At 61.5% G+C, this 23356-nt stretch carries 17 protein-coding genes and 3 pseudogenes; 17 read left to right on the top strand and 3 right to left on the bottom strand.

All coding sequences use genetic code 11. From position 1 onward, the window contains the following. Positions 1-157: 157 nt before the first annotated feature. The 3 genes and pseudogenes from ACZZZP_RS22260 to ACZZZP_RS22250 all read left to right on the top strand — a co-directional run bounded on the left by ACZZZP_RS22260 (position 158) and on the right by ACZZZP_RS22250 (position 2551). Positions 158-941 (top strand): annotated as a pseudogene (locus tag ACZZZP_RS22260) (sulfite exporter TauE/SafE family protein). A gap of 9 nt (positions 942-950) precedes the next feature. Then, positions 951-1760, top strand: coding sequence for a prolipoprotein diacylglyceryl transferase (gene lgt / locus ACZZZP_RS22255; protein ID WP_122492074.1), 810 nt, complete (start codon positions 951-953; stop codon positions 1758-1760). After that, on the top strand, positions 1757-2551 hold the full coding sequence (locus ACZZZP_RS22250; protein ID WP_463384159.1) for a thymidylate synthase: 795 nt from the start codon (positions 1757-1759) through the stop codon (positions 2549-2551). The genes lgt and ACZZZP_RS22250 overlap by 4 nt, the downstream gene beginning before the upstream one ends. Before the next feature lie 67 nt (positions 2552-2618). Here ACZZZP_RS22250 and ACZZZP_RS22245 read toward each other — a convergent pair whose 3' ends face one another. Beyond that, positions 2619-4043: a DASH family cryptochrome gene (locus ACZZZP_RS22245; protein ID WP_463384158.1), complete on the bottom strand. Its 1425-nt coding sequence runs from the start codon at positions 4041-4043 to the stop codon at positions 2619-2621. A gap of 288 nt (positions 4044-4331) precedes the next feature. Here ACZZZP_RS22245 and ACZZZP_RS22240 point away from each other — a divergent pair, with 288 nt between their 5' ends. After that, positions 4332-5117, top strand: a complete 786-nt coding sequence (locus ACZZZP_RS22240) for an N-acetylmuramoyl-L-alanine amidase (protein ID WP_463384157.1) — start codon at positions 4332-4334, stop codon at positions 5115-5117. A gap of 9 nt (positions 5118-5126) precedes the next feature. Here the strand turns inward: ACZZZP_RS22240 and ACZZZP_RS22235 are convergent, their stop codons facing one another. Both ACZZZP_RS22235 and ACZZZP_RS22230 read right to left on the bottom strand, forming a co-directional pair. Beyond that, on the bottom strand, positions 5127-5543 hold the full coding sequence (locus ACZZZP_RS22235; protein ID WP_463384156.1) for a DUF1330 domain-containing protein: 417 nt from the start codon (positions 5541-5543) through the stop codon (positions 5127-5129). Positions 5544-5582: 39 nt separating this feature from the next. Next, positions 5583-5966, bottom strand: coding sequence for a response regulator (locus ACZZZP_RS22230; protein ID WP_463384155.1), 384 nt, complete (start codon positions 5964-5966; stop codon positions 5583-5585). A gap of 241 nt (positions 5967-6207) precedes the next feature. Between ACZZZP_RS22230 and ACZZZP_RS22225 the strand changes: the two genes are divergently transcribed. The 13 genes and pseudogenes from ACZZZP_RS22225 (at position 6208) to ACZZZP_RS22165 (ending at position 23297) form a co-directional block, all read left to right on the top strand. Next, positions 6208-9699, top strand: a complete 3492-nt coding sequence (locus ACZZZP_RS22225; protein WP_463384154.1) for a response regulator — start codon at positions 6208-6210, stop codon at positions 9697-9699. Next, positions 9699-10520: a CheR family methyltransferase gene (locus tag ACZZZP_RS22220; RefSeq protein WP_122492068.1), complete on the top strand. Its 822-nt coding sequence runs from the start codon at positions 9699-9701 to the stop codon at positions 10518-10520. Before ACZZZP_RS22225 ends, ACZZZP_RS22220 begins: the two co-directional genes overlap by 1 nt. Continuing rightward, positions 10517-11130, top strand: a pseudogene (locus ACZZZP_RS22215) (chemotaxis protein CheB). The gene ACZZZP_RS22220 and the pseudogene ACZZZP_RS22215 overlap by 4 nt, the downstream one beginning before the upstream one ends. Then, complete coding sequence (locus ACZZZP_RS22210) at positions 11124-12335, top strand: hybrid sensor histidine kinase/response regulator (protein WP_463384152.1); 1212 nt, start codon at positions 11124-11126, stop codon at positions 12333-12335. The pseudogene ACZZZP_RS22215 and the gene ACZZZP_RS22210 overlap by 7 nt, the downstream one beginning before the upstream one ends. A gap of 214 nt (positions 12336-12549) precedes the next feature. Next, positions 12550-12858, top strand: a complete 309-nt coding sequence (locus tag ACZZZP_RS22205) for a hypothetical protein (RefSeq protein WP_122492065.1) — start codon at positions 12550-12552, stop codon at positions 12856-12858. Positions 12859-12952: 94 nt separating this feature from the next. Further along, on the top strand, positions 12953-13138 hold the full coding sequence (locus ACZZZP_RS22200; protein WP_163016479.1) for a PA3371 family protein: 186 nt from the start codon (positions 12953-12955) through the stop codon (positions 13136-13138). A gap of 277 nt (positions 13139-13415) precedes the next feature. Continuing rightward, positions 13416-14393 carry a dipeptidase gene (locus tag ACZZZP_RS22195; RefSeq protein ID WP_463384151.1) on the top strand — a complete coding sequence of 326 codons (978 nt, stop codon included), beginning with the start codon at positions 13416-13418 and terminating at the stop codon, positions 14391-14393. A 141-nt stretch (positions 14394-14534) separates the two neighbouring features. Next, a complete protein-coding gene (locus ACZZZP_RS22190) occupies positions 14535-15065 on the top strand; it encodes a DUF5943 domain-containing protein (RefSeq protein ID WP_122492062.1) in 531 nt (176 codons plus the stop codon). Positions 15066-15196: 131 nt separating this feature from the next. Next, the gene (gene dgcA / locus ACZZZP_RS22185) at positions 15197-17257 is read left to right on the top strand and encodes a dimethylglycine demethylation protein DgcA (RefSeq protein WP_122492061.1); all 2061 of its coding nucleotides are present in this window, start codon (positions 15197-15199) and stop codon (positions 17255-17257) included. A 152-nt stretch (positions 17258-17409) separates the two neighbouring features. Next, complete coding sequence (dgcB, locus tag ACZZZP_RS22180) at positions 17410-19344, top strand: dimethylglycine demethylation protein DgcB (protein ID WP_463384150.1); 1935 nt, start codon at positions 17410-17412, stop codon at positions 19342-19344. A 156-nt stretch (positions 19345-19500) separates the two neighbouring features. Further along, positions 19501-20724 (top strand): electron transfer flavoprotein subunit alpha, encoded by a 1224-nt coding sequence (etfA, locus tag ACZZZP_RS22175; protein WP_463384149.1) that lies wholly within the window; start codon positions 19501-19503, stop codon positions 20722-20724. Next, a pseudogene (gene etfB / locus ACZZZP_RS22170) lies at positions 20714-21495 on the top strand (electron transfer flavoprotein subunit beta). Before etfA ends, etfB begins: the two are co-directional and overlap by 11 nt. Positions 21496-21671: 176 nt before the next feature. Beyond that, on the top strand, positions 21672-23297 hold the full coding sequence (locus tag ACZZZP_RS22165; RefSeq protein ID WP_463384147.1) for a methyl-accepting chemotaxis protein: 1626 nt from the start codon (positions 21672-21674) through the stop codon (positions 23295-23297). Positions 23298-23356: the final 59 nt, after the last annotated feature.

The raw sequence follows: 23356 nt of genomic DNA, 5'->3' as shown, positions 1-23356 counted from the left end.
CTGCGTACAGGTACTTCCCGTGCCGGGAGGCTAGCTCACTTTACCCAAGCCGGTAGGACGCTTCCATTGCGGGCCGGTGAAAAATCTACAGCCCGGCGGCATCTCTGGAGAGCCAAGGTGGCTTCCGTTACCATGCCGCATTGTTTTCGGGGTGCCGATGGAATTCCTGCTCTATTTGCTGCTGGGTGCCGGGGCCGGTGTGCTGGCCGGGCTGTTCGGCGTGGGCGGCGGCATCATCATTGTTCCCGTGCTGGTTTTCAGCTTCACCGCGCAAGGCTTCGACCCGGCCATCCTCACGCAGATGGCGGTTGGCACCTCGTTGGCGACCATCATTTTCACCTCCATCAACGCCGTTCGTGAGCACCACCGCAAAGGCGCGGTGAACTGGACGATTGTGCGGTGGATGGGCCTGGGCATCGTCGTCGGCGCCGGCCTTGGCGCCCTGACAGCCAAGTCGATTCACGGTGAATACCTGCAAAAAATCATCGGCGTGTTTGCCATCGCCGTGGCCATTCAAATGGCGTTCTCGCTCAAACCCAAAGCCACCCGTGGCGTGCCCGGCAAGGCCGGCCTCGGTGCAGCCGGTGCGGTGATCGGTTGGGCGTCGGCGATTTTTGGCGTGGGCGGCGGCTCCATGACCGTGCCGTTCCTGAGCTGGCGCAGCGTGCCGATGCAGCAGGCGGTGGCCACTTCGTCGGCGTGCGGCTTTCCCATCGCCCTGGCCAGCGCGCTGAGTTTTATCCTATTGGGCTGGCATGACCCACGGTTGCCAAGTTGGAGCCTGGGCTTCGTCTACTTTGCCGGCTTTGTTGGGCATCGCCCTGACCAGTATGTTTTTCGCCCGTTACGGCGTGCGCCTGGCCCATCGGCTGTCGCCGGTGTTGCTCAAGCGCCTGTTCGCCCTGCTGCTTGTCAGCGTGGGTTTGAGTTTCTTGATTTAAGGAGTCCACATGCTGGCTTACCCGAATATCGACCCGGTGGCCCTGGCCATCGGCCCGCTGAAAATCCACTGGTACGGTTTGATGTACCTGGTGGGCATCGGCGGTGCCTGGTGGCTGGCTTCGCGCCGGCTGGAGCGTTTCGACGCCACCTGGACCAAAGAAAAACTCTCCGACCTGGTGTTCTGGGCGTCGATGGGCGTAATCGTCGGTGGGCGTTTGGGTTACGTGCTGTTCTACGATTTGCCGGCCTACATCGCCAACCCGCTGCTGATTTTGGAAGTGTGGCGCGGCGGCATGTCGTTCCATGGCGGCTTTATCGGCGTGATGCTGGCGATGCTCTGGTTTGGTCGGCGCAACGGCAAAAGCTTCTTTGAACTGATGGACTTTATCGCGCCGCTGGTGCCGATCGGCCTGGGCGCCGGGCGTATCGGCAACTTCATCAACGCCGAACTCTGGGGCAAGGCCACCGACGTACCGTGGGCCATGATTTTCCCCACCGACCCGGCGCAACTGCCGCGTCACCCCTCGCAGCTTTACCAGTTCGCCCTGGAAGGCGTCGCGTTGTTCGCCATTCTCTGGTTCTACTCGCGCAAGCCACGGCCAACCATGGCCATCTCCGGGATGTTCGCGTTGTTCTATGGCATTTTCCGTTTCATCGTTGAATTCGTCCGCGTGCCGGACGCGCAACTGGGCTACCTCGCCTGGGGCTGGCTGACCATGGGTCAAGTGCTGTGCGTGCCGATGATTGTCGCCGGCTTGGCCCTGGTCGTTTGGGCCCACCGCCGCGCGCCCGTGGTCGCCAAAGGAGTCGTGCAATGAAGCAATACCTCGACATGATGCGCCTGGTGCGCGAGACCGGCACCTTCAAGGCCGACCGCACCGGCACCGGCACGTACAGCCTGTTTGCTCACCAGATGCGCTTCAACCTGGCCGATGGTTTTCCGTTGGTGACCACTAAAAAGTGCCACCTCAAATCCATCATTCACGAGCTGCTGTGGTTCCTTCAGGGCGACACCAACATCAAGTACCTGAAAGAGAACGGCGTGCGAATCTGGGACGAATGGGCCGACGAAAACGGCGACCTCGGCCCGGTGTACGGCTACCAATGGCGCAACTGGCCGGCGCCCAACGGTGAGTCGGTGGACCAGATCAGCAAGCTGATCGAGATGATCAAAAAGAACCCCGACTCGCGCCGTCTGATGGTCTCGGCCTGGAACCCGGCGCTGGTCGACCAGATGGCGTTGCCGCCGTGCCACGCGCTGTTCCAGTTCTATGTCGCCGACGGCAAGCTCAGTTGCCAGCTGTACCAGCGCTCGGCGGATATCTTCCTCGGCGTGCCATTCAATATCGCCAGCTACGCGTTGCTGACATTAATGGTGGCGCAGGTGTGCAACCTGGAGCCGGGTGAATTCATCTGGACTGGCGGCGACTGCCACCTGTACGCCAACCACCTGGAACAGGCCGACCTGCAGCTCACCCGCGAGCCGCTGCCGCTGCCGACCATGAAGCTGAACCCGGACGTGAAAGACTTGTTCGCCTTCAAGTTTGAAGACTTCGAACTGCAGAACTACCAGGCCCACCCGCATATTTCGGCGCCGGTTGCGGTGTAAACAGCATCGCGGCTAAAGCCGCTCCCACACATTCACTGTGGGAGCGGCTTTAGCCGCGATTGTTTTTCTACGCCGCCACGCCGGGCAAATACGGCTGCCAGCTCTCCGGCACGTGCTCCAACCGCGGGTAGTTCAACGCATCCAGTTGCAGGTGCGACAACACAAACGGCGTGTGGCGCATGTTCACGGGCAAGGCGCGAAGCTCGCTCAGCCAAAGGCTGACATACGCCGCTTGCGGGTCGAAGCGCCGCGCTTGCAGCAGCGGGTTTAGCGCCTGGCTGCGCACCGGGTCGCAGGCGATACCGGTGAGATAGGCCCAGTTGCCCCAGTTGCTCGCCGCTTCGTAATCCAGCAAATGCTCTTCGAACCAGGCGGCGCCGTGGCGCCAGTCTTGGCGCAGTTCGTTGACCAGGTAACTGGCCACCACTTGCCGCCCGCGCTTGCTGATAAAACCGGTGGCGGCCAGCTCGCGCATGCAGGCGTCCACCAGCGGCATGCCGGTACGGCCCTGGGTCCATTGCAGAAAACGTTCGTCCACGGCGGTCGGTGCTTGTTGCGTGGCCTTCAAGCCGCCAGCCTGGAACAACGCGTCGCCGCGACGCACCAGGGTCCAGCGAAAGAATTCACGCCAGAGCACGGCGCGCCACAGTTCCTGTGTGGAGTCGTTGCGCCCGTACTGCGCTTCATGGCGGCGCAGGTCGGCGACCACACGGCGAACCGACAAGCAGCCATTGGCCAGCCACGGCGAAAGCTTCGAGGAAAATTCGCTGCCGATCAGGCTGTCCCGCGCCGCTGCGTAGTGCCGTACGTCCTGGCTCTCCCACAGGTAATCGCGCAACCGCGCTTGGGCAGCGACTTCGCCGCCGGAAAACGGGAAGGCACTGTCGGCTATGTAAACCGGCTCGCCCAAACCCAGGTGCGACAAGGTCGGCGGTGGCATCAGCAATTCATTCGCCGCTTCAGGAATCGCCGGCAAACGCTCCGGCGCCGCCAGCGGTTGAAACACCACCAGGCGTTCTTCCATCAACGCGCAGAAGTCGCGGTACACCGCGGGCAGTTGCTCAATGGCGCAGGGCAATTCGTTGGCTTGCAGCAGGCCATGGCCCGCGACTTCCAGCAGCGACGTAGCGCCGAGTTTGGCGCGCACCCGGGCCAGTTCTTCGCGCGCCTCGGGGGCGATTTCCTCGTGGGTAATCACTTCATCTATGGCCAGGCGCTCGGCCAGCAGCGGCAGAATATGTTCGGGTTGGCCCTGCACCACTAATAAATGCGAGCCGCGCGCGCGCAGGGCGCCGTCCAGGGCCAGCAAGCTTTCCAGCAGAAACCGCGCGCGGTGCACACCGAGGCGGCGAGCGCCCAGCGGGCCGGGTTGCAATAGTTTGGGATCGAGCACAAACACCGGCAGCATCCGCTCGGCGCGGGCAGCCGCGTGCAAAGCGGGATGGTCATCCAGACGCAGGTCGTGTTTGAACCACAGAAGTGAGCGGCGCATGCATGATTTCCTTTCAGTGCTAGGCAGCGGTGATCGAGAGCTGGAGCGGGGTTCAGCAACTATAGGTGGGCGTTTAGGTGGGCGTTTGCGTTCCATTGCGCCGCTTGTCTGGCGCTTTTTTCGCCGGGAAACTGACGCTTTGTCCATCCGCGCAGCGGTGGCGCGCGTAAAGCACTAAACTACCGCTCGTTATACCTAGGGCCGCGCGTGAGTGGCAACTAGTCAGCCTTGTCCAAGCGCCGAACGGGATCAACCCGGCCGCTTTTCCCGAGTCTTTTGCGGTATCCGATGAAAAATCTGTTTTTAGCCATCTTCCTTATCGCCCTCGTTGGCTGCAGCAACGGCCTGACCATCGACACGCGCCATCCCTCGCAAAATCAGGATGAGCGTGTTCAGTACGTCATCCTGCATTACACCTCGGCCAGCCTTGAGCGCTCGCTGCAATTGCTGACCCGCGGCGAAGTGAGCAGCCATTACTTGATAGGCGCGGGCCCGGCGACCATCTACCGGCTTGTGGACGAAGACAAACGCGCCTGGCACGCCGGCGAAAGCGAGTGGGAAGGGCGCACGTGGCTCAATTCCACCTCCATCGGCATTGAGCTGGTGAACGCCGGCTACGACGACACGCCGCAAGGTCGCGTCTGGTATCCGTTCAGCGAGCAGCAAATTACTGCGCTGATCGCGCTGCTCAAGGACATCACCGCGCGCAACCACATTGAGCCGCGCCACGTGATCGGCCACAGCGACATCGCGCCGCTGCGCAAACTCGACCCAGGGCCGCTATTCCCCTGGCAGCGCCTGGCCGAGGCCGGTTTTGGTTTGTGGCCCGATGCCAACGCGGTGGCCGAGGCGTTGCCCGCGTTCGAGCAAAACCTGCCTTCAATTGGTTGGTATCAACAGCAACTGGCCCATCTGGGCTACGCCACGCCGCAGAACGGTGAGTTAGACGTGGCCACGCGGCACGTGATCGCCGCGTTCCAGATGCACTACCGGCCGCACCGTTTCGACGGGCAGCCGGATGCGCAAACAGCGGCGCTGTTGGTGGTGCTTAATCGGATGAATCGGCCGAAATAATCGCCGGCTTCAACGCTTGGGCAAACTCGCCAACAACCGCGAATCTGCCAGGGCCGCCGTGCGGTGTACCGTCGCCGCCTTGTACTCGGGGTCGCCGATCATGCTCAGAAACGCGTCCTTGGACGGGTAACGCACCAGCAGCAGTTCGTCCCACTGCTCGCCCGCTGGCGCAATCAACGCCACTTCAATGCTCGCCACTACCTGCACTTCACCGCCCACGCCGCGCACTTTGGTCAGTGCCGTGCGGCTGTAGCGTGCATACGCTTCGCGGCCGCTGCATGGGCTGTGCTCGCTGTCGGCGGGGTACTGCGCCTCGGGGTTATAGCGCAGCAGGTTGAGCATCAGAATCGGCGTATCGACTGGCAGCTTTTCGGCAAAGGCTGCCAGTTGTTCGCGGGTCGGATTGATAGCGCTGAGGGGGTTCATGGCGGACTCTCTTATTGTTGTGGTTGAAGCCTTGAGCCGTTACGCCAGCATGTCGGCAACCGTGGTGCGCAGCAGGTCGAGGCTGAACGGCTTGGTGATGGTGGCGACTTTGGCGGTGGTCACGCCCGTCTGGTAATCCTGCGCGGCGTAACCGCTGGCGAACAACACCGGCAGGTTCGGCCGGCGTTCATGGGCGGCGGCCATCAGCTGCTGGCCGGTCATGCCGGGCAGGCCGATGTCAGTCATCAGCAGGTCGATGGGCTGTTCGCTGTTAATGAAGGCCAGCGCATCGGGGCCGTTCTCGGCTTCCAGCAGCTGGTAGCCGAGCTCCTCAAGCACCTCGACGGTGAGCATGCGCACCACGTCGTCATCCTCGACCAGCAGAATGGTTTTATGGCTGTTTTCACTAAGGCTGTCGGGCATGAAACGGTCTCGAATTGGGGGGCAAATAAACAACGAAAATAAATGTGCAACTGCTTGAACGTGCTGCTGACCAAGTCTCTGGCCTTGCGTTTGTCGATCGGCCTCCGTGCGGCGCAAGACTACCGAAGGGTCGACAAACCGGCTACGGTCAGCCGGTCATTTCTCTAGCGTATGTAGGAATAAGCATGCACATTTCCTGGGCTTTACGGCAGAATCCGGAATTTTTACGCAGGGACGGCAAATGAGCGACACCACTGCAATTGACGAAAACAGCTTTCGCCGCATTCTCAGCCGCAACGTCGCGTTGCCGTTGGGCGTGGGCGTTCTCAGTGCGGTCTTCTTTATTGGCCTGGTGTATTACCTGCTTAACGTCTTGCAGTGGGTGGAACACACCGACCGCGTCATCGGTAATACCAACGAGGCGTTCCGCCTGACCGTTGACCAGGAAACCGGCATGCGCGGGTTTTTGATCACCGGCAATGAATCATTTTTGGCGCCGTTCGATATCGCCCGGCCGCGCATTATTTCCGAACTGCAATCGCTCAAAGAACTGGTGGCAGACAACCCGGCTCAGGTTGACCGGCTGCGTCGCCTGGAGGCGTTACAGCAGCAGTGGGCCAAGTTTGCCGATGCGGTGATCGATAGCCGCCGTGCCGGTGAAAACTACCAACTCATCATCTCAAGCGGCCGTGGCAAAGAACTGACTGACGAAATCCGCAAAGGTTTCGACGAAGTTATCGCCACCGAGCAGCAGCTGCGCTTCCAGCGCAACAAAGAAGCCAACAACACGGTGGTGCTGACCATCGCGCTGTACCTGCTGTTCAGTCTGGTGGTCAGCGGCATTCTGGCGTTCATGGGCCGTCGCGAATTGCTCGGCTTGTCCAACAGTTACGCCAAAACCTTGCAGCAGCAACAGCGCAGCGCCGAAGTCATCGAGCAGAAAGCCTGGCTGCGCAACGGCCAGAGCCTGCTGGCGGAGCGGGCGCTGGGCCAGCAAACCCTGGCGCAATTGGGGCAGGGCGTGTTGAGCGAGCTGGCCAGTTATATCGGCACCACCGTGGGCGCGTTTTATGTGCGCGAGCTGGGCGGCGCGTTGAAGCGCGTGGCCACCTACGGTTTCAGTGTCGACCACGATGGCTCGGAGCAAGTAGTGGCCGGCAACGAATCGATGGTCGGCCAAGCGCTGCAAGAGCGCCGCATGATCCGCCTGGACAACCTGCCCCATGCGTACCTCAGCGTGGCGTCGGGCCTGGGCGCCACCTCGCAGCTCAATATCGTGGTGCTGCCGATCATCAGCGACAACGTCGTCAACGGCGTGCTCGAACTGGCGTTTCTGCGCCCGATCACCGACACCGACATCGAGTTTCTGGAAACCATCGCCGGCAACATCGGCACCTCCATCGATGCCGCTAACTACCGTGTGCGCCTGCAGCAGGCTCTGGCCGAAACCCAGCAGCTCAACGAAGAGTTGCAAGTGCAGCAGGAAGAATTGCGCACCGCCAACGAAGAGCTTGAAGAGCAGTCGCGGGTGCTCAAAGAATCCCAGGCGCACCTGGAAAGCCAGCAAGCCGAGCTTGAGCAAACCAACGAGCAACTGGCCGACCAGGCGCAGCGCCTGGAAGACCAGCGCGACTCGCTGGACGAAAAGAACAACGCCCTTGGCGTGGCCCAGCGCGAGCTGGAAGAACGCGCCCAAGAGCTGCAACGCGCCAGCCTGTACAAATCCGAATTCCTCGCCAACATGAGCCACGAGCTGCGCACGCCGCTCAACAGCTCCTTGATTCTGGCCAAGCTGCTGGGCGACAACCCGCACGGCAACTTGACGCCCGAGCAGGTGAAGTTTGCCGAATCGATCTACGCCGCCGGCAATGACCTGCTGCTGTTGATCAACGACATCCTCGACATTTCCAAAGTCGAAGCCGGCAAGCTGGAAGTGCGCCCGCAAAAAATGCCGCTGACCCGCCTGGTCGACAGCCTGCGCACCTTGTTCCAGCCGATTGCGCTGGATAAACAGCTGGCCTTTGACATTGAGATGGGCCCGGACCTGCCGACGGCGTTGTTTACCGACCAGCAGCGCGTGGAGCAGATTTTGAAAAACCTGCTCTCCAATGCCATGAAGTTCACCGAGAAAGGCCAGGTGACGCTGAGCATCAGCGGCCAGCCAGACGGCCGCGTAGCGTTCGCCGTGAAAGATTCGGGCATCGGCATTCGCGAAGACCAGCAAACCTATATTTTCGAAGCCTTCCGCCAGGCCGATGGCACCACCAACCGCCGCTACGGTGGCACCGGGTTGGGCCTGTCGATTTCCCGCGACCTGGCGACCTTGCTGGGCGGCGCCATCAGCGTGGTCAGCGCGCCAGGCAAGGGCAGCACGTTTACCTTGGTGTTGCCGCAGTCGTACGAAGAAGGGCTGGTGATTCAGTCGGTCGCCGACGTTCCGCCACCGCCGCCCGCACCGCTGGTAGTGCCGTCTGCGCCTGTGCCAGCAGCCACCGAGCCACCGGCCATTCCCCGCTTCAACGATGACCGCGAGCAGCTCAAAGAAGGCAGCCGGCGCATTCTGGTGATCGAAGACGAGCCGAACTTCGCGCGGATCCTCTACGACCTTGCTCACGAGCTGAAATACGACTGCCTGGTGGCGCACGGCGCGGACGAAGGCCTGCAGTTGGCCGCGCAGTTCCTGCCGGACGCCGTGCTGCTGGATATGCGCCTGCCCGACATCTCCGGCCTGGCCGCCCTGCAGCGCCTGAAAGACAACCCGCGCACCCGGCACATTCCGGTGCACGTGATTTCCGTCGAAGACCGCATGGAAGCCGCGCTGCAATTGGGCGCCATCGGTTATGCGGTAAAACCGACCACGCGTGAGCACCTCAAAGACGTATTCGCCAAGCTCGAAGCCAAGCTCGCCCAGCAAGTGAAGCGCGTATTGCTGGTGGAAGACGATGCCCTGCAGCGCGACAGTATTTCGCGCCTGATCGGCGATGAAGACATCGAAATCACCGCCGTCGAGTTCGGCCGCGAGGCGCTTGAATTGCTGCGCAGCACGGTGTTCGACTGCATGATCATCGACCTCAAGCTGCCCGACATGCGTGGCAACGAGCTGCTCAAACGCATGTCTGAAGAAGACATCTGCTCGTTCCCGCCCGTGATCGTCTACACCGGCCGCAATCTGACCCGCGATGAAGAAATCGAGCTGATGAAGTATTCGCGCTCGATCATCATCAAAGGCGCGCGCTCGCCGGAACGCTTGCTGGATGAAGTGACGCTGTTCCTGCACAAGGTCGAGTCGAAGCTGTCCAGCGAGCGGCAGAACATGCTGAAAACCGCGCGCAACCGCGACAAGGTATTTGAAGGTCGGCGCGTGTTGGTGGTCGACGACGACGTGCGCAACATCTTCGCCCTCACCAGCGCCCTGGAACATAAAGGCGCCATCGTCGAAGTGGCGCGCAACGGGCGTGAAGCACTGACTAAGCTGGAAGAGGTCGAAGACATCGACCTGGTGCTGATGGACGTGATGATGCCGGAAATGGACGGCTACGAAGCCACCGCCGAAATCCGCAAAAACCCGCGCTGGCGCAAGTTGCCGGTGATTGCCGTGACCGCCAAGGCGATGAAAGATGACCAGGACCGCTGCCTGCAAGCGGGCGCCAATGACTACCTGGCCAAGCCCATCGACCTGGATCGGTTGTTTTCCTTAATCCGCGTATGGCTGCCCAAACTGGAACGCATTTGATGTCGCCCGACCGTGATCTTGAGATCGAGCTGCGCCTGCTGATCGAGGCCATCTACCTCAAGTACAACTACGACTTCCGTGACTACAGCGGCGCTTCGTTCAAGCGCCGCGTGCGCCATGCGTTGCAGCAATTCAACTGCAACACCATCACGGCGTTGCAGGAGCGCATCCTGCACGACCCCGGCGCGTTCATGCAGTTGTTGCAGTACCTGACGATTCCCGTCAGCGAAATGTTCCGCGACCCGACCTACTACCTGGCGTTGCGTCAGCAAGTGGTGCCGCTGCTGAAAACCTACCCATCGGTGAAAGTGTGGGTGGCCGGTTGCAGCACGGGCGAAGAAGTCTATTCGCTGGCGATTCTGCTCAAAGAAGAAGGCTTGCTGGAACGCTCGATCATCTACGCGACGGACATCAATCCACGCTCGTTGGAAAAAGCCGAGCGCGGCATCTTTTCCCTCGACAACATTCGCACCTACACCGAGAACTACCAAAAAGCCGGCGGCCAACGCTCGTTTTCCGACTACTACACGGCGGCCTACGAAGGCGCTTTGTTCGACAGGTCGCTGTGCGAAAACGTGACCTTCGCCGACCACAGCCTGGCCACCGACAGCGTGTTTTCGGAAACCCAGTTCATTTCCTGCCGCAATGTGCTCATCTACTTCAACAAAACCCTGCAAGACCGCGCGTTCGGCCTGTTCCATGAATCGCTCTGCCACCGCGGCTTCCTCGGCCTGGGCAGCAAGGAGAGCCTAGACTTCTCCAGCTACGCCAAACGCTTTGAACCCTTGGTGAAGCCCGAACGGATTTTCCGCAAATCATGAACACCGCCGCCCTCGACGACTTGCTGCTGACCCGCGCTCGCGCGCTGGAAGCGGTGGTGGTCGGCGCGTCGGCAGGCGGCGTACAAGCGCTGCTGGCCATCTTCAGCGGTCTGGGCGCCGACTACCGCCTGCCCATCATCACCGTGCTGCATTTGCCCGACGACCGTCGCAGCCAGTTGGCCGACGTGTTCCAGGCGCGCCTGGGCATTCGCGTAAAAGAAGCCGAAGACAAAGAGCCCATACACGGCGGCACGCTGTATTTCGCCGGGGCCGGGTATCACTTGCTGATTGAAAACGACCGCAGCTTTTCCCTCAGCCGCGAAGAACCGCAGCATTTCTCCCGGCCCTCCATCGACGTGCTGTTCGAATCGGCCGCCGATGCCTACGGCCCGGCATTGATGGGCGTATTACTGACAGGCGCCAACGAGGACGGCGCAAAAGGAATGGCAACCATAAAACACTGTGGCGGTCTGACCGTGGTCCAAGACCCCGCAGACGCTCAGGTTGCCACCATGCCCTAGCGGCGCTGGCGTTGCACCCAGCCGATTTCGTCCTGCCGGTTCCCGGCATACAGGCGCTGCTCGCAGAGTTGAATAGAAGCCCATGCTGACAACCATCGAAACCAAACTGCTGATCGTCGATGACCTGCCGGAGAACCTGCTGGCCCTCGACGCGTTGATCCGCGGTGAAGGCCGTCAGGTATTTCAAGCCACCTCGGGCGAGGAGGCGTTGGGGCTGCTGCTGCAACACGACTTCGCCCTGGCCATTCTCGATGTGCAGATGCCGGACATGAACGGCTTCGAGCTGGCCGAGCTGATGCGTGGCACGGAAAAGACCAAACACATTCCCATCGTGTTCGTCAGCGCCGCCGGGCGCGAGATGAACTACGCGTTCACCGGCTACGAAAGCGGTGCCGTCGACTTTCTGCAAAAGCCGCTGGATATCCAGGCGGTGCAAAGCAAAGTCACCGTGTTCGTCGAACTGTTCCGCCAGCGTCAGGCCATTAACGAGCAAGTGAATGCCCTGGAGAAAAGCCGCAAGGAGCAGGAGGTGCTGCTCTGCGAACTGCGTGCCGCCCAGGACGACCTCGAACGTGCGGTGCGCATGCGCGACGACTTTATGTCCATCGTCTCCCATGAGCTGCGAACGCCGCTCAACGGCCTGGTGCTGGAAACCCAGCTGCGTAAGCTGCGCCTGAGCAAGGGCGACCTGAGCGCGTTCACCCCCGACAAGCTCAAGACCATGACCGAGCGCGACGAACGTCAGATCAACAGCTTGGTGCGCTTGATTGAAGACATGCTCGACGTGTCGCGCATTCGAACCGGCAAGCTCTCCATCCGCCCGGCCCATTTCGACCTTTCCGCCCTGGTTGGCCGCGTGCTGGAAAACTACGGCGCGCAAATCGCCGCAGCGGGCTGCGAAGTCACCCTGAGCGCGGCGGAACCGGTGGTTGGCCTGTGGGATGAATTTCGTATCGAGCAGGTGGTGGTTAACCTGCTCACCAACGCGCTGCGCTACGGCAACAAGAAGCCGGTAGACCTGCGCGTACTGGCCACGCCAGAAGGCGCCTGCCTGGAAGTGGAAGACCACGGCATCGGCATTTCTGCTCCGGACTTGGCGCGCATCTTCCAGCAATTCGAGCGTGTGTCGTCCAACGGCGTGAGCCAGGGGCTGGGCTTGGGCCTGTTTATCACTGAGCAGATCATTGCCTCGCACCAGGGCACCATCGAAGTGGAAAGCCACTTGGGCCAGGGTTCGCTGTTTCGCGTTTACCTGCCGCTGGAATCTCGCACCGAACCAGACCCCGCCGCGTGAAAAAACGCCGTTTCGCTTAAGCCCCTGCGAAACGGTGATAAGCGGTCGTGCAATTTGCAACCCGGCAAAAACGGCCGTCGTGCAATGTGCAACCGGCCCTTACGAGTTTGATTTCTAACTGATTGATTTTAAAGGGAAAAAAATTCACTTTTAGTTGGCACGACGGCTGCACTTTCAGATTCAAGAAAACTTGATCTGCGATGGAGTCGCCGCCATGAATACCGTACTGAACCTGCTGAGTGCCGCTGCCGTGGTTGTCACTGGTGCATATGCTTCCGCCACGACCTCCGCCCCTGACACCGTTGCCGTTCAGGCGACTGCCAAGGTCAACCATTCCCAACTGCTGAACAAACCGCTGACCGAGCCGCAATGGGCTGAAAGCCCGTTCATGCAGCCTGAGCCGCAAATGGCCCAGACCGCACCGCAAGGTGACGTTCTGCGCGGCGCCCAGTGGCTGACCGTTAGCGACGACGTTGAAACCGGCCACACCCCGCAAGCCGCTAACCAGCGCTTTGTATTCTGATTCCCTGAAAGCCGACAAATGACCGGCCGGCCACGCGCCTGGTTGTCATGAATGTCGGGTTAGTTATGTGTGTATGAGCTTGAGGATGACGGCCATGTCTAAAGCCGCGATGGTCTTGCTGGTACTGGCCTTAGTTTGCTGCGCTGTGGTGCTTTACGCGCCGTTGAGCAATGCGATGCTGGTCGGTGTATTGAAACTGGCAACCGGCTTGCTGGTGGGTATGTTTGTACTGGCCCTGGTATTTGGCCGCCGTATCAAGTTCGACCCGGTGCTGCGTTAAGCACCGATTCCTCGCCACCCCCCGCCGACCCCCGCGTACCTTGTAGGAGCGAGCTTGCTCGCGAAGCGGTATTCGCGCCGCCGTAATTCCCGCCTGTTCAACACCCTTCGCGAGCAAGCTCGCTCCTACAGTCCGTTGCACTCCCCCGCCCAACTTTGACGCTTTCGACAATTCCCTTGTCGTTTTTGCGCGATAGCGGCCAATGCCCAAGGAATATGCTGACCCCCAAAGCGCCGGCAAACGATTCGGCGCCGGTTATTAGAGAGGGGACAGCCTGATGAGCCCAGCCGAGTTACACGCCGACAGCATCGTTATCGACGGTCTGATCATCGCCAAATGGAACCGTGAGCTGTTCGAAGACATGCGCAAAGGCGGCCTGACCATGGCCAACTGCACCGTCTCGGTATGGGAAGGTTTCCAGGCAACCGTCAACAGCATTGCCGCCAGCCAGAAGCTGATGCGCGAAAACGCCGACCTGGTGATGCCCGTGCGCACCACCGCCGACATCCGCAAAGCCAAGGAACAAGGCAAAACCGGCATCCTCTTCGGCTTCCAGAATGCCCACGCATTTGAAGATCAGATTGGCTACGTCGAGGTGTTCAAACAGCTCGGCGTTGGCATTGTGCAGATGTGCTACAACACCCAGAACCTGGTGGGCACCGGCTGCTACGAGCGTGACGGCGGGCTCTCGGGTTTCGGTCGCGAAATCGTCGCGGAAATGAACCGCGTCGGCATCATGTGCGACCTCTCCCACGTGGGCTCCAAGACGTCTGAAGAAGTCATCCTCGAATCGAAAAAGCCGGTGTGCTACTCGCACTGCCTGCCGTCGGGCCTTAAAGAACACCCGCGCAACAAATCCGATGAAGAACTGAAATTCATCGCCGACCACGGCGGCTTTGTTGGCGTGACCATGTTCGCGCCGTTCCTGGCCAAGGGCATCGACTCCACCATTGACGACTACGCCGAAGCCATCGAATACGTGATGAACATCGTCGGCGAAGACGCCATCGGCATTGGCACCGACTTCACCCAGGGGCACGGCCAGGACTTCTTCGAATACCTGACCCACGACAAGGGCTACGCCCGCCGCCTGACCAGCTTCGGCAAGATCATCAACCCGCTGGGCATCCGCACCGTGGGCGAATTCCCCAACCTCACCGAAACCCTGCTCAAGCGCGGCCATAGCGAACGTGTGGTGCGCAAAGTGATGGGCGAGAACTGGGTGAATGTACTCGCAGACGTCTGGGGCGAATAACGCCGTTTCCTTCGACCCTCACCCCCAGCCCCTCTCCCGCAAGCGGGAGAGGGGAGCTTAATCGCGATCGGCTCCCTCTCCCGTTTCGGGAGAGGGCTGGGGTGAGGGTAAAAACCTTACCGAATTTCTGGAGCTCCACCCATGGCCAAAATCGCCCCGCAACTGCCCATCGAAGTCGACAGCGAAACCGGTGTCTGGACCAGCGATGCGCTGCCGATGCTGTATGTGCCACGGCACTTTTTCGTCAACAACCACATGGGCATCGAAGAGGTCCTGGGCGCCGACGCCTACGCCGAGATCCTCTACAAAGCCGGCTACAAATCGGCCTGGCACTGGTGCGAGAAAGAAGCCGAATGCCACGGCATTGAAGGCGTGGCGGTGTTCGAGCACTACATGAATCGCCTGAGCCAACGCGGCTGGGGCCTGTTCAAAATTCAAGACATCGACCTGGAAAAAGGCACTGCCAGCGTCAAGCTCGAACACTCTGCTTTTGTCTACGTGTACGGCAAGGTCGGGCGCAAGGTGGACTACATGTTCACCGGCTGGTTTGCCGGTGCCATGGACCAGATTCTTGCCGCCAGCGGCAGCAGCCTGCGCACCGTCGCCGAGCAGGTGTATGGCGGGTCGGAGGAAGGGCATGACGATGGGTTGTTTGTCGTAAAGCCGCTCTGAGCTTGCCCTTGTGGGAGAGGCTTTAGCCTCGATGCTTTTGATCTCAAGCACCGAGTAAAGGCCATCGAGGCTGAAGCCTCTCCCACAGTTAGAAGAAAAATATTTGGTCGCCCTTCCGTGAGGTTGCCGTAATGGCTTTTGAATCGATGTTCCAGCCAATTCAAATTGGCAAACTGACCATCCGCAACCGCGTGCTCAGCACTGCGCACGCCGAGGTGTATGCCACCGACGGCGGCATGACCACCGAGCGCTATATCAAGTACTACGAAGAGAAGGCCAAGGGCGGTATCGGTCTGGCGATTTGTGGTGGTTCTTCGGTGGTGGCGATCGACAGCCCACAGGAGTGGTGGAGTTCGGTAAACCTGTCTACCGACCGCATCATTCCGCACTTCCAGAATCTGGCCGACGCCATGCACAAGCACGGCGCCAAGATCATGATCCAGATTACCCACATGGGCCGCCGCTCGCGTTGGGATGGCTTCAACTGGCCGACCCTGATGTCGCCGTCGGGCATCCGTGAACCGGTGCACCGCGCCACCTGCAAAACCATTGAAGTGGAAGAAATCTGGCGGGTGATCGGCAACTACGCACAAGCGGCCCGCCGGGCGAAGGAAGGCGGCCTCGACGGCATCGAACTGTCTGCCGTGCACCAACACATGGTCGACCAATTCTGGAGCCCGCGCGTTAACAAGCGCACCGATGAATGGGGCGGCGACTTCGAAGGGCGGATGAAATTCGGCCTCGAAGTGCTCAAGGCCATTCGCCAGGAAGTGGGCCCGGACTTCTGCGTCGGCATGCGCATCTGCGGCGACGAATTCCACCCCGACGGCCTCAGCCATGAGGACATGAAGCAGATCGCCAAATACTACGACGACACCGGCATGATCGACTTCATCGGCGTGGTCGGCTCGGGCTGCGACACCCACAACACCCTGGCCAACGTGATCCCCAACATGAGCTACCCGCCGGAGCCATTCCTGCACCTGGCGGCGGGCATCAAAGAAGTGGTCAAGGTGCCGGTGCTGCACGCGCAGAACATCAAAGACCCGAACCAGGCCACGCGCATTCTCGACGGCGGTTACGTCGATATGGTCGGCATGACCCGCGCGCACATCGCCGACCCGCACTTCATCGCCAAAATCAAAATGGGCCAGGTCGACCAGATCAAACAGTGCGTCGGCGCCAACTACTGCATCGACCGCCAATACCAAGGCCTGGACGTGCTGTGCATCCAGAACGCCGCCACGTCCCGCGAATACATGGGCGTGCCGCACATCATCGAAAAAACCACCGGCGTGAAACGCAAAGTGGTGGTGGTCGGTGGTGGCCCTGCGGGTATGGAAGCGGCTCGCGTGGCGGCTGAACGCGGCCACGACGTGACCCTGTTCGAGAAGAAAGACGCACTGGGCGGGCAGATCACCACCGCCTCGAAAGCACCGCAGCGCGACCAGATTGCCGGCATCACCCGCTGGTATCAGCTGGAACTGGCGCGCCTGAAAATCGACCTGCGCCTAGGCACCGGCGCCGACGTGGCAACCATTCAAGACCTGCGCCCGGACGTGATCGTGCTCGCCAACGGCGGCCATCCGTACCTGGAACAAAACGAACATTGGGGCTCGGCCGAAGGCCTGGTGGTCAGCAGCTGGGACGTGCTCGACGGCAAAGTGGCGCCGGCCAAAAACGTGCTGGTGTACGACACCATTTGCGAATTTACCGGCATGTCGGTGGCCGACTTTATGGCCGACAAAGGCTCGCAGGTTGAGATCGTTACCGACGACACCAAACCCGGTGTGGCCATGGGCGGCACCTCGTTCCCCACCTACTACCGCAGCATGTACCCCAAAGACGTGGTCATGACCGGCGACATGATGCTGGAAAAGGTCTACCGCGAAGGCGACAAGCTGGTGGCCGTGCTGGAGAACGAATACACCGGCGCCAAGGAAGAGCGCGTGGTCGATCAGGTGGTGGTGGAAAACGGCGTACGGCCGGACGAAACCTTGTACTACGCCCTGAAAGAAGGCTCGCGCAACAAAGGCCAGATCGACGTCGAAGCGCTGTTCGCCATCAAGCCGCAACCGTGCCTGAGCGAGGCGGGCGAGGGCTACTTGCTGTTCCGCATCGGCGACTGCGTAGCCCAACGCAACACCCACGCGGCGATTTATGACGCGTTGCGGTTGTGTAAGGACTTCTGATGTTTGTCTCCCCTCTCCCTCTGGGAGAGGGACGGGGGTGAGGGGCTGTTGGGCGAGAAATCAATGTCGCCTGCAACCCTCACCCTAGCCCTCTCCCAGAGGGAGAGGGGATTGAATCGCACTGTTTCCCGGTCCCGCGAAGGAGACCAATGATGTTAAACACCCTTCTGCCCATCCTCCTGTTCGCAGCCCTGCTATTGGCGGTGATCGGCGCGGCCAAGCGCTTTTTCATGTGGCGCCGTGGCCGTGCGGCCGAGGTCGATTGGCTTGGCGGTTTGCTGGCCATGCCCAAGCGCTACATGGTCGATTTGCACCATGTGGTGGCCCGCGACAAATACATCGCCAACACTCACGTAGCCACCGCCGGCGGCTTTATTCTGGCCGCCGTGCTGGCGGTGCTGGTGCATGGTTTCGGCCTGCATAACCGCGTTCTCGGTTTCGCCTTGCTCGGCGCCTGCGTGCTGATGTTTGTCGGCGCGCTGTTCGTGACCAAGCGTCGGCTGAACCCGCCTTCGCGCCTGTCGAAAGGCCCGTGGATGCGCCTGCCGAAAAGCCTGCTGATGTTTGCTGCCAGCTTCTTTATCGCCACCTTGCCGGTGGCCGGCATTCTGCCTGCGGCCTTTGGCGGCTGGGTGCTTGCGATGGTGCTGGCGATTGGCGTGGCGTGGGGCGTGTCGGAATTGTTCTTCGGCATGACCTGGGGCGGGCCGATGAAGCACGCCTTCGCCGGTGCCCTGCACCTGGCCTGGCACCGTCGCGCCGAGCGTTTTGGCGGTGGCCGTTCCACTGGGCTGAAAGCCCTCGACCTGTCCAATCCCAACGCGCTTTTGGGCGTGGAAAAACCCACCGACTTCACCTGGAACCAACTCCTCGGTTTCGACGCCTGCGTGCAGTGCGGTAAATGCGAAGCGGCGTGCCCAGCCTTTGCGGCGGGGCAACCGCTGAATCCGAAAAAACTTATTCAAGACATGGTCGTCGGCCTGGCCGGCGGCACCGATGCCAAGTTTGCGGGCAGCCCATACCCAGGCAAACCGGTGGGCGAACATGCAGGCGGCCCGCATCAACCCATCGTCAACGGCCTGGTCGATGCCGAAACGTTGTGGTCGTGCACTACCTGCCGCGCGTGCGTGGAGGAATGCCCGATGATGATCGAGCACGTCGATGCCATCGTCGACATGCGCCGCCACCTCACGCTGGAAAAAGGCGCCACGCCGAACAAGGGCGCCGAAGTGCTCGACAACCTGATCGCCACCGACAACCCCGGCGGCTTCAACCCCGGCGGCCGGCTGAACTGGGCGGCGGATTTGAACCTCAACCTGCTCAGCGAAAAACACACCGCCGACGTGCTGTTCTGGGTCGGCGACGGCGCCTTCGATATGCGCAACCAACGCACCCTGCGCGCGTTCGTGAAAGTGCTGAAGGCCGCCAATGTCGACTTCGCCGTGCTCGGCCTGGAAGAGCGCGACAGCGGCGACGTGGCCCGGCGCCTGGGCGACGAAGCCACCTTCCAGAGCCTGGCCAAACGCAACATCGCCACCCTGGAGAAATACAGCTTCAAACGCATCGTCAGCTGCGACCCGCACAGTTTCCATGTGCTGAAAAACGAATACGGCGCGCTCGGCGGCCACTACCAAGTGCTGCACCACAGCACCTTTATCGCCGAACTGATCGCCGCGAAAAAACTCAACCTTGGCCAGCACAAAGGCGGCTCCGTGACCTATCACGACCCGTGCTACCTCGGCCGCTACAACGGCGAATATGAAGCGCCACGCGACGTGCTGCGCGCCCTGGGTATTGAAGTGAAAGAAATGCAACGCTCGGGTTTTCGCTCACGCTGCTGCGGCGGCGGTGGCGGCGCGCCGATTACCGACATTCCGGGCAAGCAGCGGATTCCGGACATGCGCATGGTCGACATCAAAGAAACCGGCGCCGAATTGGTAGCCGTGGGTTGCCCGCAATGCACCGCGATGCTGGAAGGTGTGGTCGAGCCCCGGCCGCAGATCAAAGACATCGCCGAGCTGGTGGCGGAGGTGTTGGTGGAGGCGCCCGTGGTGGCGGTTAAGCGCGTGGCGGAGGGAGTGGAATGATGGATCTTTGTTTGCTGCTACCCCCTCACCCTAGCCCTCTCCCCCAGGGGGGCGAGGGGACGAATCGCGCGCGAATTAACTCCCCTCGCCCGCTTGCGGGAGAGGGGCTGGGGGTGAGGGGCCTTGGGCTCTTTCCCGCCCGCCGGAGCACCGCCCATGTCTGACCTCATCCGCCGCAACCCCCACGCCGAGCGCATCGCACGCAACCGCCTGCACCCGTTGCACGCCACCTTGCAGCGCAGCGAAACCAGTTGGATGGGCCCCAACGGCGTCATCCGCAAGAACCCGCATGCGGTCGGCTTTATCGGCCCCAACGGCATCAAGCGCATCGACCGCAGCGGCGTGCAGCAGGGCGGCACCACCAAGCGCTCCAGCCAGAGCGCCGTGGTGCAACTGCCGTTGCACACGGTGCCGGCGCCGAGCTTTTACATCGTCGTGGTGCCCGACATGGTCGGCGGCCGCCTGACCGCCCACGACCGCGACCTTCTAGGCCTGGCCCACAAGCTCGCCGGCAGCGCAGGCGCCGTGTTGGCCGTGGTATTTGGCGAGCACAAAGAAAACAGTTTCGACACCGCTGGCGTCGATCGCCTGCTGCACCTCGACGGCTCGCTTTACAGCGGCTACGCCCCCGAACAACAGGTGCAAGCCCTCACCGCCATTGAGCGGCAATTCCAGCCGCGTCATTGGCTGCTGCCCGACAGCCGTACCGGCGGCGGCGAGCTGGGGCGTCGCCTGGCGGCGCAGTTGGGCGAACGTCCGGCTACGCGCGTGTGGCAAGTGACTGACGCGCAGTGCATCGGCCGCGCCGGTGCCGGCCAGCAAGACCTGCAACGCCCGCTCGCCCGACTGATTCTGGCCGCCAGCGAATGCGCCGAGCCGGTCAGCGAAACCCGTCACGAAGCGCAGGTCATTACGCTTGAGCACGACGTCGCCCGTTGCCTGCCGCGTATCGAAGACCTCGGCGCCGTGGCAGTCGACCCCGCCGCCACGCCGATGGCCGAGGCGGAATTCATTCTGTCCGGCGGCAACGGCGTTAAAGACTGGGACCTGTTCCACCGCACCGCCGTCGCCCTCGGCGCCACCGAAGGCGCTTCACGCGTGGCGGTCGACGACGGCCATATGGCACGCAACCGCCAAGTCGGCGCGACCGGCACCTGGGTGACGGCGCGGGTGTACCTGGCTGTCGGTATTTCCGGCGCCATCCAACACCTGCAAGGCATCGGCGCCTGCGACAAAGTGGTGGCGGTCAACCTGGACGCTGGCTGCGACATGATCAAACGCGCCGACCTGTCCGTCATCGGCGACTCGGCGGCCATTCTTGCCGCCCTAATCGAACGCATGGCCGCGCACCGCGCCGGAGGCAATCGCGATGCAGCCTAAGCCACTCTCAGTGTTGTGCCTGGTGTCCATCGGCGCCCACCCCACCTCCGGCCGCGCCCGCCGCGCGCCGAGCAGGATTCCCGTGCCGTCGAGCTTGGCTTGCGCTTGGCCGGCGAACAGCTGCGCGTGCTGCACGCCGGCGACGCCCAGCAAGACGCCTTGCGCGCCTACTTGGGCATGGGCCTGAACGAACTCAGCGTGCTGCAACAGCCGGACGGCGCCGACGCGCTGCCCGTGCTGCTCGACTTCCTCAAAGGCAGCAAGGCGCAACTGGTACTCACAGGCAGCCAGGCCGAAACCGGCGAAGGTTCGGGCATGTTGCCGTACCTGCTGGCCGAGCAATTGGGCTGGCCCTTGGTGGTGGGCCTGGCCGAAGTGGAGAAGGTTGAAAACGGTGTAGCGCAGGTGCTGCAAGCGCTGCCTCGCGGTCAACGCCGGCGCCTGCAAGTGCGCCTGCCGTTTCTTGCCAGCGTCGACAACGCCGCCCCGGTCGCCCGGCAAAGCGCCTTCGGCCCAGCCCGTCGCGGCACCTTGAGCGCCGATGAAGTGGAAGTGCTCGATGATGACTTGCTCGCCAGCGCCACCTTTCAACCGGCACGGCCGCGGCCCAAACGGCTGAAAGTGATCAAAGCCAAAACCGGTGCCGAGCGCATGAAAGCGGCAACGGCCAAGGCAGCAGGCGGGGGAGGCCAGGTCATCAAGGATGTCAGTCCAGAGGAAGGCGCCGAAGCCATATTCAAGCTGCTGCTGGAGGAAGGCGTTATCCGCTGAGTTCGATTTTACAAATGGTTACGGTTGGAAGGATCAGAAAAAGCCCAAGTTCTTCAATGACTTGGGCTTTTTTTTTGGGCCGCTCCGCTTAAGGCTATTAGATGCGCTGCCGATACTCGGCTAGTTGGTAAGCAGGGCTTATCGCTTTTGTTTCTGGTACCTGAAGGATGCTTTTTATGACGCTTCGCTCGATGAACATAACCCCCCGCGCTTCACTCTCCTTTGGCCTCATCGCTCTGGTGATGTTCTTTCTTGGCGGGTTTGCCTTGCTGCAAATGAGCAGCATGCGTGAGCAGTCTGCGGAAGTGGACCAGTCCTGGCTGCCGAGCGTGCTGGCGCTGAACACCATGAGCGAAAGCGCCTTGCGCTTGCGAACCCTGACCTTGCGGATGCTGCTGGTGCGCGATCCTCAGGCAATCAAAGACAACGAAGCCCGTGCCGAGCAGATGAAAACCGACATGCTCGCCGCGCAGGCGCGCTATGAAGCCTTGCTCGATGGCGGCGATGAGCAGGGTTTGTATGAAACGTTCAAAACGGCGCAGAGCGGTTATTTGCGTGAGCAAGGCCGGGTGGTGGAATTGTCGCGGCAGAACAATATTGACGACGCGGTGCGCATCGTCAGCGGCGAAATGAGCGTGCAAGGCGACGCCATGGCCAAAGCCCTGCGCGCCCTTGGCGAATACAACACCCAAGGCGCCAACAAAGCCGCGGACGAAGCCAGCGCCACATTTTCCAGCGCGCGCACGTGGGTCGTTATCACTTTGGTCTTTGCCGCTCTGGCCACCGTCGTGCTGGCCATACTTCTGACGCGCAGCATCGTTCAACCGTTGACCCGCGCCTTGGGCGTGGCGGAAACGGTGGCGGGTGGCGACCTCACCGAGCGCATCGAGGTAGAAGGTTCGGACGAACCCGCCCGCCTGCTCGGCGCCTTGCGCACCATGCAGCAAAACCTGCGCAACACCATTCAGGGCATCGCCGACTCATCCAGCCAGCTGGCTTCTGCTTCCGAAGAGCTGAGCGCTGTGACTGAGAATTCCACGCGCGGCCTGCATCAGCAAAACGACGAAATTGAACAAGCCGCCACTGCCGTCAACGAGATGACCACGGCCGTGGAAGAAGTCGCGCGCAACGCCGTTATTACCTCCGAAGCCTCGCGCGAATCCGACCGCACCACCCAGCGTGGTCGCGAGCAGGTGCTGGAAACGGTGAACTCGATTTCCAGCCTGGCCGACGATGTCACCACCTCCGCCGACCAGGTACTGCAATTGGCAGGCAAGGTGCGCGACATCAGCCAGGTGCTCGACGTGATCCGCTCTATTGCCGAGCAGACCAACCTGCTGGCCCTGAACGCCGCCATTGAAGCCGCGCGCGCCGGTGAAGCCGGGCGTGGCTTTGCCGTGGTGGCCGATGAAGTGCGCGCCTTGGCGCACCGCACGCAACAGTCCACCCAGGAAATCGAACAAATGGTTGGCGGCATTCGCAACGGCGCCGATCAGGCCGTTAATGCCATGCAGAACAGCAACCAGCGCGCGCGCAGCACGCTCGATGTAGCGCGCGGAGCCGGTAGCGCGTTGGACGAAATCGCCGTGGCCATTTCGGCCATCAACGAACGCAACCTGGTAATCGCCAGCGCCTCGGAAGAACAAGCGCAGGTGGCGCGGGAAGTTGACCGCAACCTGACCAACATTCGCGATTTGTCGTTGCAGTCCTCAGCGGGGGCGAATCAAACGGCGGCGGCCAGCCAGGAGTTGTCGCGGCTGGCGGTGGGGTTGAATGGGATGGTGGCGAAGTTCAGGGTGTGAATCGGCGTTAAGGCGACAAGCATCGCGGCTAAAGCCGCTCCACAGAAATTGCAAAACCT

Source organism: Pseudomonas sp. AC211 (assembly GCF_979258055.1).
This window is presented reverse-complemented; position numbering and strand designations above follow the sequence as displayed.

Excerpts from the sequence above, each read along its gene's own strand:
- lgt (WP_122492074.1), top strand. The coding sequence starts at position 951 with ATGCTGGCTTACCCGAATATCGACCCGGTGGCCCTGGCCATCGGCCCG.
- ACZZZP_RS22250 (WP_463384159.1), top strand. The coding sequence starts at position 1,757 with ATGAAGCAATACCTCGACATGATGCGCCTGGTGCGCGAGACCGGCACC.
- ACZZZP_RS22245 (WP_463384158.1), bottom strand. The coding sequence starts at position 4,043 with ATGCGCCGCTCACTTCTGTGGTTCAAACACGACCTGCGTCTGGATGAC.
- ACZZZP_RS22240 (WP_463384157.1), top strand. The coding sequence starts at position 4,332 with ATGAAAAATCTGTTTTTAGCCATCTTCCTTATCGCCCTCGTTGGCTGC.
- ACZZZP_RS22235 (WP_463384156.1), bottom strand. The coding sequence starts at position 5,543 with ATGAACCCCCTCAGCGCTATCAATCCGACCCGCGAACAACTGGCAGCC.
- ACZZZP_RS22230 (WP_463384155.1), bottom strand. The coding sequence starts at position 5,966 with ATGCCCGACAGCCTTAGTGAAAACAGCCATAAAACCATTCTGCTGGTC.
- ACZZZP_RS22225 (WP_463384154.1), top strand. The coding sequence starts at position 6,208 with ATGAGCGACACCACTGCAATTGACGAAAACAGCTTTCGCCGCATTCTC.
- ACZZZP_RS22220 (WP_122492068.1), top strand. The coding sequence starts at position 9,699 with ATGTCGCCCGACCGTGATCTTGAGATCGAGCTGCGCCTGCTGATCGAG.
- ACZZZP_RS22210 (WP_463384152.1), top strand. The coding sequence starts at position 11,124 with ATGCTGACAACCATCGAAACCAAACTGCTGATCGTCGATGACCTGCCG.
- ACZZZP_RS22205 (WP_122492065.1), top strand. The coding sequence starts at position 12,550 with ATGAATACCGTACTGAACCTGCTGAGTGCCGCTGCCGTGGTTGTCACT.
- ACZZZP_RS22200 (WP_163016479.1), top strand. The coding sequence starts at position 12,953 with ATGTCTAAAGCCGCGATGGTCTTGCTGGTACTGGCCTTAGTTTGCTGC.
- ACZZZP_RS22195 (WP_463384151.1), top strand. The coding sequence starts at position 13,416 with ATGAGCCCAGCCGAGTTACACGCCGACAGCATCGTTATCGACGGTCTG.
- ACZZZP_RS22190 (WP_122492062.1), top strand. The coding sequence starts at position 14,535 with ATGGCCAAAATCGCCCCGCAACTGCCCATCGAAGTCGACAGCGAAACC.
- dgcA (WP_122492061.1), top strand. The coding sequence starts at position 15,197 with ATGGCTTTTGAATCGATGTTCCAGCCAATTCAAATTGGCAAACTGACC.
- dgcB (WP_463384150.1), top strand. The coding sequence starts at position 17,410 with ATGTTAAACACCCTTCTGCCCATCCTCCTGTTCGCAGCCCTGCTATTG.
- etfA (WP_463384149.1), top strand. The coding sequence starts at position 19,501 with ATGTCTGACCTCATCCGCCGCAACCCCCACGCCGAGCGCATCGCACGC.
- ACZZZP_RS22165 (WP_463384147.1), top strand. The coding sequence starts at position 21,672 with ATGACGCTTCGCTCGATGAACATAACCCCCCGCGCTTCACTCTCCTTT.